This window comes from Corynebacterium pilbarense, assembly GCF_026930265.1.
GTDB classification, from domain to species: domain Bacteria; phylum Actinomycetota; class Actinomycetes; order Mycobacteriales; family Mycobacteriaceae; genus Corynebacterium; species Corynebacterium pilbarense.
The window spans coordinates 1-641 of sequence record NZ_JANRML010000103.1 but is presented as its reverse complement, the minus strand read 5'-3'; the positions used below and the strand labels follow the sequence as shown (position 1 = coordinate 641).

Here is a 641-nt window from a genome sequence, read left to right as displayed (position 1 = left end):
GTGTAAACCCTGTCAAGTAGGGAAGCAAAAAAGGACATAGTTTAAGTCCAAGAGCTTTACTTCAATAGAGAAACCACTCCAACTAGTTCATATGGAGTTATGTGGACCATCAAGACAGGAAGGAATAGGGAAAGAAAACTACTTCATGCCGATTATCGATGAATACTCCAGACTTACTCGGGTTACCTTTCTCAAAGAAAAAGATGAAGCATTTGAGAAGTTTAAAATATTTAAGGCTTTAATAGAGACTAAAACAGGCAAGAGGTTAAAGGCAGTAAGATCAGATCGGGGAGGAGAGTTTGTGTCAAGAGACTTCAAGGAATTCTACGATGAACATGGGATCAAGAGAGAGTACACAATCCCAGGAACTCCACAACAAAATGGAGTAGTTGAGAGGCAAAACATAATAGTTCAGCAAATGGACAGGTCAATGATGAATGAGAAGAACATTGTTCAAACTTAATGGGTAGAAGCAATACACACAACAGTCCATGTTCTTAACAAAGCCCACCTCAGACCACAAAGTGACAAGACACCTTATGAACTATGGTTTGGAAGACCTGCTTCAATCAAACACTTCAAAGTCTTTGGGAGTAAATGCTACATAAAGAATAATGATGAAAACCTCGACAAATATGATG

Annotated in this window: 1 protein-coding gene; it reads left to right on the top strand. The window is 38.5% G+C overall.

All coding sequences use genetic code 11. From position 1 onward, the window contains the following. Positions 1 to 64 precede the first annotated feature (64 nt). On the top strand, positions 65 to 463 hold the full coding sequence (locus NUW87_RS11460; RefSeq protein ID WP_269028654.1) for a DDE-type integrase/transposase/recombinase: 399 nt from the start codon (positions 65 to 67) through the stop codon (positions 461 to 463). Positions 464 to 641: the final 178 nt, after the last annotated feature.